This is a genomic window from Streptomyces poriferorum (assembly GCF_019399235.1).
Taxonomy (GTDB): Bacteria; Actinomycetota; Actinomycetes; order Streptomycetales; family Streptomycetaceae; genus Streptomyces; species Streptomyces poriferorum.
In genome coordinates, this window is record NZ_JAELVH010000253.1 from 1 (window position 1) to 9,341 (window position 9,341).

Sequence of the window (9,341 nt, forward strand, 5' to 3'; positions counted from 1 at the left end):
GGAGTGAGCCGAGGGCGGGGAACAGGCCCGCCGCGGCGCATCCGCACCGGCCCCGCACCCCGCCCTCGGCTCACTCCGGCAGCGCGGGCGCCGTCTTCGCCGGCGTGCGGCTCAGCGACTCCAGAGCGATCCGGATCGCCTCGTCCAGCTGCGGGTCCCGGCCCGCCGCATGGTCCTGCGGCGCCATGACGACCTCGACGTCGGGGTCGACGCCGTGGTTCTCGACGCCCCATCCGTACCCCTCCAGCCAGAAGGCGTACTTGGGCTGGGTGACCAGCGTGCCGTCGACGAGCCGGTACCGGCTGTCGATGCCCACCACGCCGCCCCAGGTGCGTACGCCGACCACGGGGCCGATGTTCAGCGCCTTGATCGCCGCGTTCACGATGTCGCCGTCCGAGCCGGAGAACTCGTTGGCGACGGCCACGACGGGGCCGCGCGGGGCGTCGCCCGGATAGCTGGAGGGCCGCATGCCGCGGGGCAGGTCCCAGCCGACGATGCGGCGGGCCAGCTTCTCCACCACCAGCTGCGAGGTGTGGCCGCCGCGGTTCTCCCGTACGTCCACGACCAGGCCCTCGCGGGCGACCTCGGTACGCAGGTCGCGGTGGATCTGCGCCCAGCCCGAGCCGACCATGTCGGGGACGTGGAGGTAGCCGAGCCGCCCGCCGGACTGCTCGTGCACGTACGCGCGCCGGCCGGCGACCCACGCGTGGTAGCGCAGCGCCTCCTCGTCGGCGATCGGCACGACGACGACGTGGCGCGGGTCGCCGCCGTCTGCCGACGAGACGGTCAGCTCGACGGGTTTGCCGGCCGAGCCGGTGAGCAGCGGCGCGGGGCCGGTGAGCGGGTCGACGGGGTGGCCGTCGACGGCCACGATCGCGTCACCCGCACGGACGGCGACACCGGGCGCGGCGAGCGGCGCCCGGGCGGCCGGGTCGGAGGTCTCGGACGGCAGGATGCGGTCGACGCGCCACTTCCCGTCGTCGGCGCGGGAGAGGTCGGCGCCGAGCAGGCCCTGCCGGGCGGAGTCGTCGCGCCAGCCGCCGGACGGGGTCACGTAGGCGTGCGAGGTGCCGAGTTCGCCCTGAACCTCCCACAGGAGGTCGACGAGGTCGTCATGGGTGGCGACACGCTCCAGGACGGGCCGGTAGCGGTCCAGGACGCCGTCCCAGTCGATGCCGGCCATGTCGGGGCGCCAGAAGTTGTCCCGCATGATGCGGCCGGCCTCGTCGTACATCTGGCGCCATTCGGCCGCCGGGTCGAGGGTGCGGCGGACGCGGGAGAGGTCGACGGTGACGTTGTCGTCGCCGTCGTCGTCGGAGTTCGCGGACACCCGGCTGTCGGACGGGACGACGCGCAGCTTGCCGTGGCTGTGCAGGACGAGGCGCTTGCCGTCGCCGCTGACGGCGAACCGGCTGACGTCGGAGGCCAGCTCCTCGCAGCGCAGCTTCTCCAGGTCGTACCGCTCCAGGGCCGTCTCGGGGCCGTGGGCGTCGGGGGTGGCGGCGCTCGTGCCGAGCACACCGGTCACCGGGTGGCGCAGCCACAGCAGCCCGTCCTTCGCGGCCCGCAGCGAGGAGTAGCTGGCGGCCTCGACGGGCAGCGGCACGATCCGGTCGGCGAGGCCGTCCAGGTCGATGCGGGTGACGGGGAGCGCCGTGGGGTTGTCCTCGCCGTCGCCGCCCTTCTCCCTCTCGGTCGGGCGGCCGTGGAGCTGCGGTCCGAACGGGGAGGGGGTCGTCGCGGCGAGCGTCAGCAGGTGCGGCCGGCAGGCGCCGATGAACGCCATGTCGAACACGTGGGTGTCGTAGATCGGGTCGAAGGCCCGCTCGGAGAGGAAGGCCAGGTGCTTTCCGTCGGTCGTGAAGGCGGGTGCGAAGTCCCGGAAGCGCAGCGGCGTGGCCTCGGACACCGACAGGTCGGCGAGGTGTGCGAGCTTGAGCTGGCTGAGCGGTTCGGGGCCGGGGTGCGACCAGGCGAGCCAGGCGGAGTCGGGCGAGAAGACGAGGCCGGAGGCGTCACCGTGCTCGCTGCGGTCGACCTCGTGGACCTCGCCGCTCTCCCGCTCCACGACGAGGACGCGCCCGTCGTGCGCGGCGACGGCGAAGCGGCTGCCGTCGGGTGCGGGGACCAGGTCGAGGACCCGGCCGAGCCGGCCCGCGGCGAGGCGGCGGGGTACGGCGCCTGGGCTGGTCCCGGTGGCGGGTGCGCACTCCAGCGCGTCGTCGCCCTCGGCGTCGGTGACCCAGACGACGTGCTGGTCGCCGTCGGCCTGGAAGGTGTGCGGCAGCCTGGCCCGTACGCCGGGTTCGACCGCCAGCGCGCGGGCGGGGCCCTCACGGTGGGTGACCCAGTGGACGGCGCCCCGGGAGCCGACGGCGCTGCCTCGGCCGGTGCGGTCGGGCGACGCGGCGTGCAGGTGGCTGCCGGCGTGCACGGGGTGCGGCTGGAGGTCGGCGCGCTGGCCGCCGAGCCGGATGTCGAGGCGGCGGGGTGCGTCGCTCTCCAGGCTGTCCAGGAGCCACAGTTCACCGGCGGACGCGTAGGCGACGCGGGTGCCGTCGGTGGTGGCGTGCCGGGCGTAGAAGGCTTCGACGCCGGTGTGCCGGCGCAGGCCGGTGCCGTCGGGGAGTGAGGAGTACAGCGCGCCGACGCCTTCGTGGTCGGAGAGGAAGGCGATGCGGTCACCGACCCACATCGGGCACTCGATGTTGCCGTCGAGCTCCTCGTGGACGCGTACGAACTCCGCCGGGTCACCCTCGGCCGCGATCCAGAGCTTGCCGGCCGTACCGCCCCGGTAGCGCTTCCAGGTGGCGGCCTCGCGCCCCATCGTGGCCGAGAGCAGCAGGACCCGGCCGCCGGGACCGTACGCGAGGGAGCCGACCGGTCCGTACGGCAGGGTCCGCGCGGGACCGCCGTCGACCGGGACGGCGCGGGCCCATGAGCGCCGGAGCGAGACCTGGCCCTGGGTGCTGGTGACCAGCACCTCGCCGTCGGGCGTCCAGCCCCGTACGGCGGTCCGCGCGTCGCCCCAGTGGGTCAGCCGCCGGGAGGGTCCGCCGTCGGCGGGGGCGAGATGCACCTCGGGTGCCCCGTCCCGGGTGGACGTCCAGGCGACGAGGGTGCCGTCAGGAGATATCCGGGGCTGGGTGACGGGACGGTTGTCGGCGCTGACACGCCAGGCTCGACCGCCGTCGAGCGGCGCGAGCCAGACATCGTCCTCGGCGGTGAAGGCGATCGAGTCGCCCTGGACATGGGGGTACCGGAGGTAGGAAGGCTGTGTCACAGCGATCAGCCTAGGCCGCGGCTGTGGCCTGCGGAACGAAGTTGGCCGGAGTCCGCCGTACGGTCGGTGTCCGGCACATGCAAAGGGTTCGTCAAGAGGCGAGCGGGGCGGGCCGGTTGGCCCGGGGCGGGCTCATTTCCCGCGGGGCTGCTCGGTGACCGTGACGGTGACGGTCACCGTGGGCCCGGCCCCTCCCCCGCCGCTGCTCCCGGCGCTGCCGCTGTCCGGTGCCCGGGTCGAGGGCGGCGCGTCGCAGTTGCCGAGCAGGCTGGCCCGGAACACCGTCCGGCCGTCGGCCTTCGCGGTCAGGTCGCCCCGCACGCACCGGCCGTCGACCGCCTGCCGGACCTCGCCGGCGACCGTGATGTCCCGGCCGTCCTTCGCCCGGCCGCCGCAGTCGACGTCGGCGACGCGGCGCGTCGAGGCGGTGGCCGAAACGGTCCGTGCGGACGACGGCTTCGCGCTCGCCCCGCCGACGTTCGCGGTGCAGGTCAGCCACTGCACACGGACGCCTTCGTGTTCCAGGGCGCGGGTGGCGGTGCGGTCGGTGGTCACGGCGATGGACGCGGTGTTCAGCCCGTCCGCGGGTTCGCAGGCGGTGATGCCCGCGACAGCGGTGACCGCGAGGCAGACCGCGGCCGGAAAGCGACGGGTCGCCCGGCGACCCCATGCCCTTGATGTCCCCATAAGGGCAGCTTCCCACCGCTCCTGGCCCAGCGGTAGACCGCTTGCGGCCACAACTGCCCCGGAACGGCTGTCCTATGACCAGCGGCCCGTACGTCCCAGCAGCAGCGCCGTCGCCGCGGTGCCCGCCGTCGAGGTGCGCAGCACGGTCGGCCCGAGCCGGCAGGCGCGGGCACCGGCGGCGGCGAAGACGGCCAACTCGTCGGGTGACACGCCTCCTTCGGGACCTACGACCAGCACGATCTCGCCCTCCTCGGGCAGCGTGACCGTGGCCAATGACTCGCTGTCGTGGTCCCGGTCCTCGTGCAGCACGGCCGCGAAATCGGCCGTGGCCAGAAACGCGGCAACCTGCTTGGTCGTCATCGCGTCCGCCACGTCCGGGAAGCGGACCCGGCGCGACTGCTTGCCGGCCTCGCGGGCCGTACTGCGCCACTTCGCCAGGGACTTGAGGCCGCGGTCACCCTTCCACTGGGTGATACAGCGCGCGGCCTGCCACGGCACGATCGCGTCGACGCCGGTCTCCGTCATCGTCTCGACGGCGAGTTCGCCGCGGTCTCCCTTGGGCAGCGCCTGGACGACGGTGATGCGGACGTCGGGGCGGGGTTCCTCGTGGACGGACTCCAGATCGGTGATCACCAGCCGGTCCTTGCCCTCGGCGGCCATCACGACGCCCTCCGCCCAGTGCCCCTGGCCGTCCGTCAGGACGACGTCCTCACCGGCGTGCAGGCGCTTCACCGAGACGGCGTGCCGGCCCTCGGGGCCTTCCAGGACGAACCCGGGCCCCTGCGGCATCCGGTCGACGACGAAGACGGGTGCCGTCACTGTGTGCTCCTCGTGCTCAGTGCCGTCCGTGCGGCGTCCAGTTCCTCGGCGAGCAGTCCGACCAGCCGGCCCGCGGGCAGTTCGCGTGCCATCCGGTGCCCCTGCCCCGCCCACAGTGCCATGCCCTGCGCGTCCCCGGCCTTGGCCGCCGCCTTGCGCAGCACGGACGTCAGATGGTGCACCTGCGGGTAGGCGGCGGGGGCGTACGGTCCGTGCTCGCGTACGAAGCGGTTCACCAGGCCGCGGGCCGGGCGGCCGGAGAAGGCCCGGGTCAGGGTGGTGCGGACGAAGAGCGGGTTGGTCAGGGCCTGCTTGTGCAGCGGATGGGCGCCCGATTCGGGGCAGATCAGGAAGGCGGTACCGAGCTGCGCGGCGTCGGCGCCCGCCGCCAGTACCGCGGCGATCTGGGAGCCGCGCATCAGGCCCCCCGCGGCGATGACCGGTATCTGCACGGTCTCGCGGACCTGGGCCACCAGGCAGAGCAGCCCGGTGCCGGTGCCGTCGGCCTGCGGGTCGTCGCGGAACGTGGACTGGTGGCCGCCCGCCTCGACGCCCTGGGCACAGACGGCGTCGGCGCCCGCCCACTGGGCGGCCTGGGCCTCCTCGGGCGAGGTGACCGTGACGACGGTGTACGTACCCGCCGCGGCGAACGCGTCGAGGGTGTCGCGGGAGGGGCAGCCGAAGGTGAAGGAGACGACCGGGACCGGGTCCTCCAGCAGGATGGCGAGCTTGGCCTCGTAGCCGTCGTCGCCACAGCCGTCGGTGTCGCCGAGCGGGGTCTCGTACCAGGAGGTCTCGCCCGCGAGCTGGTGCCGGTACACCTCGATGGCGGCCGGGTCGGCGAGGTTCGGCTGCGGCATGAAGAGGTTGACGCCGAAGGGCTGGCCGGTGAGCCCGCGAAGCTGCTTGATCTCGTTGTACATGCCGTCCGCGGTCTTGTACCCGGCGGCCAGGAAGCCGAGCCCGCCGGCCTCGGCGACGGCCGCGACGAGCTGCGGACAGGAGGACCCGCCCGCCATCGGGGCCTGCACGATCGGAAACCGGCAGAGATCGGTCAACGCGGATGACATGACCGCATCGTGTCATGTCGCCCCTGCCCCACGATGCGCACCCCGCTGCAACGATTTGTCCACAATGCGGTACGGGCCCGGAAACCGGGCCCGTACGACATCGTCACGTGGATCTAGCGGCCGTTGAACGCGTCCTTCAGCCGCGAGAACAGGCCCTGCTGCCCCGGCTGGAACTGCCCGGTGGGCCGCTCCTCGCCACGCAGCTTCGACAGCTCGCGCAGCAGGCGCTCCTGCTCCGGGTCCATCTTGGTCGGGGTCATCACCTCGACGTGCACGATGAGGTCGCCGCGACCGCCGCCGCGCAGGTGCGTGATGCCGCGCCCGTGCAGCGGGACGGACTGGCCGGACTGGGTGCCCGGCCGGATGTCGACCTCCTCCAGTCCGTCGAGCGTCTCCAGCGGCACCTTGGTGCCGAGGGCCGCCGCCGTCATGGGGATGGTGACCGTGCAGTGCAGATCGTCGCCGCGCCGCTGGAACACGGCGTGCGGCAGCTCGTGGATCTCGACGTAGAGATCGCCGGCGGGGCCGCCGCCGGGGCCGACCTCGCCCTCGCCCGCGAGCTGGATGCGGGTGCCGTTGTCGACACCCGCGGGGATCTTCACGGTGAGCGTGCGCCTTGAGCGGATGCGGCCGTCACCGGCACACTCCGGGCACGGCGTCGGCACGACCGTACCGAAGCCCTGGCACTGGGGGCAGGGCCGCGAGGTCATGACCTGGCCGAGGAACGACCGGGTGACCTGGGAGACCTCGCCACGGCCGCGGCACATGTCACAGGTCTGGGCGGAGGTGCCGGGTGCGGCACCCTCACCGCTGCAGGTCGTACAGACGACGGCCGTGTCGACCTGGATGTCCTTGGTCGTGCCGAAGGCCGACTCGGAGAGGTCGATCTCCAGCCGGATCATGGCGTCCTGGCCGCGACGGGTGCGCGAACGGGGTCCGCGCTGCGACGCCGTGCCGAAGAACGCGTCCATGATGTCGGAGAAGTTGCCGAAGCCGCCCTGTCCGAATCCGCCCGCGCCACCGCCTCCGGAGGCGGACAGCGGGTCGCCGCCGAGGTCGTAGACCTGCTTCTTCTGAGCGTCCGACAACACCTCGTAAGCGGCGTTGATCTCCTTGAACCGCTCCTGGGTCTTCGGATCGGGGTTCACATCCGGATGCAGCTCGCGGGCGAGCCTCCGGAATGCCTTCTTGATCTCGTCCTGCGAAGCGTCGCGGCGCACGCCGAGTACGGCGTAGTAGTCCGTGGCCACTTACGACTCCGCCAGGATCTGTCCGACGTAACGTGCCACTGCGCGTACCGCTCCCATCGTTCCGGGGTAGTCCATGCGGGTCGGTCCGACCACGCCGAGTTTGGCGACTGCCTCGTCGCCCGAACCGTAGCCGACCGCGACGACGGACGTGGAGTTGAGCCCCTCGTGGGCGTTCTCGTGCCCGATACGTACGGTCATGCCCGAGTCCTTGGCCTCACCGAGCAGCTTCAGCAGCACGACCTGCTCCTCCAATGCCTCCAGCACCGGCCGGATCATCACAGGGAAGTCGTGCCCGAAACGGGTGAGGTTGGAGGTGCCGCCGATCATCAGCCGCTCCTCCGTCTCCTCGACGAGGCATTCGAGGAGGATCGAGAGCACGGTGGACACGGTTCCCCGGTCCTCGCTCTCGAAGGATTCCGGCAGGTCCTGCACCAGCTGCGGAACGTCCGCGAAGCGGCGTCCCACGACCCGGCTGTTGAGCCGCGCCCGCAGATCGGCGAGAGAGGTCTCACCGAACGGCGCGGGGCAGTCGACCAGCCGCTGTTCGACCCGGCCGGTGTCCGTGATCAGCACGAGCATCAGCCGGGCGGGGGCCAGGGACAGCAGTTCCACGTGCCGCACCGTCGAACGGGTCAGCGAGGGGTACTGCACGACGGCGACCTGCCGGGTCAGCTGCGCGAGCAGCCGTACGGTGCGACCCACGACATCGTCGAGGTCGACCGCGCCGTCGAGGAAATTCTGGATGGCACGGCGCTCCGGCGACGACAGGGGCTTGACGCCCGCGAGCTTGTCGACGAAGAGCCGGTAACCCTTGTCCGTCGGGATGCGTCCCGCGCTGGTGTGCGGCTGGGCGATGAAGCCCTCGTCCTCCAGCACCGCCATGTCGTTGCGGACGGTGGCCGGGGAGACCCCCAGCTTGTGCCGCTCCGTGAGCGCCTTGGAGCCGACGGGCTCCTCGGTGCCGACATAGTCCTGGACGATGGCGCGCAGCACTTCGAGTCTGCGTTCGCTGAGCATCGCGCACACCTCCAGCTGTGTACCTCGGTGGTTCTCGGGCCGTTCCCGGGTCTGTCCCTGGCACTCTGTGCGTACGAGTGCCAGCAATCCCCCGGCCAGTGTACGGCGACGGGGTAGCCCCCTAGCAAGGGCGACCGGCCACGCTACCGCGAGACTGCGCAGGTCGTTGCCGATAGCGTCGCGGTATGGACGCCTCTTGGGAAGAGTTCGGCTGGGAGCGACTCGGACACGGAACGGGCCGGCGACGCCTTCCGGTGTGGGATGCAACGGTCGGCCTGGTGGCGGGGACGGACGGCGTGCTGCTCTGCGACACCGGTTCGTCACTCCGTGAAGCGGCCGAAGTGCGCGGCCAGGCGCAGGCCCTGCTGGGCCGGAGGGTGACGCATATCGCACTCAGCCACCCCCATTTCGATCATGTGCTGGGCACGGCGGCCTTCGCCGGGGCGCAGGTGTACGGCGCCGGGGGCGTGGCCGGACTGCTGCGGCGCGGGTCGGACGAGCTGCACGCCGACGCGGTGCGGCACGGTCTGCCCGAGCACGACGCGGCCGAGTCCGCCGACGTGCTGGTGGCGCCGCATCACGAGGTGCGCGCCGAATGGACGCTCGACCTGGGCGGCGGGCGTGAGGTGCTGCTCGTGAACGCGGGCCCGGGGCACAGCGGCCACGATCTCGCGGTGCTGGTCCCCGGCCTCTCCGGCTCGCCCGCGGTCGTGTTCTGCGGCGACCTGGTCGAGGAGTCCGGTGAACCGCAGGCAGGCCCGGACGCGTTCCCGGCGCGCTGGCCGGCGGCGCTGGACCGGCTGCTGGAGCTGGGCGGCGAGGACGCGCTGTACGTGCCGGGGCACGGGGCCGTGGTGGACGCCGCGTTCGTAAGGGCCCAGCGCGATCAGCTGGCTGTCCGGTTCGGCGTGTCGTGAGCCGCTCCCGCCTTATCGTCATCCGATGCGCAGCTACCAGCCGGACCTGACCCCGCCGTGGAAGAAGTCCGCCCCCGCTCCTGAGGTGCCCGCCGAGCCCGATCTGGTCGTGGAGGACGTCGCCAGCGGCTTCTGCGGTGCGGTGATCCGGTGCGAGAAGACGGCCGAGGGCCCGACGGTGACCCTGGAGGACCGCTTCGGCAAGCACCGGGTCTTCCCGATGGCACCGCGCGGCTTCCTGCTGGAGGGCCGGGTCGTCACGCTGGTGCGCCCTTCGGCGGGCGGCCCGGCCCGGCCC

8 protein-coding genes are annotated in these 9,341 nt (G+C 72.7%); 2 read left to right on the forward strand and 6 right to left on the reverse strand.

The features are described 5' to 3' along the window. Positions 1-70 precede the first annotated feature (70 nt). The 6 genes from JGS39_RS31310 to hrcA form a co-directional block, all read right to left on the reverse strand. Positions 71-3,283 carry a S41 family peptidase gene (locus JGS39_RS31310; protein ID WP_219573121.1) on the reverse strand — a complete coding sequence of 1,071 codons (3,213 nt, stop codon included), beginning with the start codon at positions 3,281-3,283 and terminating at the stop codon, positions 71-73. Positions 3,284-3,415: 132 nt separating this feature from the next. Beyond that, complete coding sequence (locus JGS39_RS31315) at positions 3,416-3,970, reverse strand: hypothetical protein (protein ID WP_236064474.1); 555 nt, start codon at positions 3,968-3,970, stop codon at positions 3,416-3,418. 72 nt (positions 3,971-4,042) lie between these two features. Beyond that, positions 4,043-4,789 carry a 16S rRNA (uracil(1498)-N(3))-methyltransferase gene (locus JGS39_RS31320; RefSeq protein ID WP_219573122.1) on the reverse strand — a complete coding sequence of 249 codons (747 nt, stop codon included), beginning with the start codon at positions 4,787-4,789 and terminating at the stop codon, positions 4,043-4,045. Continuing rightward, the gene (locus JGS39_RS31325; RefSeq protein ID WP_219573123.1) at positions 4,786-5,859 is read right to left on the reverse strand and encodes a nitronate monooxygenase; all 1,074 of its coding nucleotides are present in this window, start codon (positions 5,857-5,859) and stop codon (positions 4,786-4,788) included. Before JGS39_RS31325 ends, JGS39_RS31320 begins: the two co-directional genes overlap by 4 nt. A gap of 113 nt (positions 5,860-5,972) precedes the next feature. After that, a complete protein-coding gene (dnaJ, locus tag JGS39_RS31330; protein ID WP_219573124.1) occupies positions 5,973-7,109 on the reverse strand; it encodes a molecular chaperone DnaJ in 1,137 nt (378 codons plus the stop codon). Continuing rightward, on the reverse strand, positions 7,110-8,126 hold the full coding sequence (gene hrcA / locus JGS39_RS31335; protein ID WP_219573125.1) for a heat-inducible transcriptional repressor HrcA: 1,017 nt from the start codon (positions 8,124-8,126) through the stop codon (positions 7,110-7,112). Positions 8,127-8,311: 185 nt separating this feature from the next. Between hrcA and JGS39_RS31340 the strand changes: the two genes are divergently transcribed. Together JGS39_RS31340 and JGS39_RS31345 are read left to right on the forward strand one after the other, a co-directional pair. Beyond that, positions 8,312-9,043 carry an MBL fold metallo-hydrolase gene (locus JGS39_RS31340; protein ID WP_219573126.1) on the forward strand — a complete coding sequence of 244 codons (732 nt, stop codon included), beginning with the start codon at positions 8,312-8,314 and terminating at the stop codon, positions 9,041-9,043. Between the two features lie 25 nt (positions 9,044-9,068). Beyond that, on the forward strand, positions 9,069-9,341 hold a 273-nt coding region (locus JGS39_RS31345), incomplete at its 3' end, for a DUF3097 family protein (RefSeq protein ID WP_219573127.1).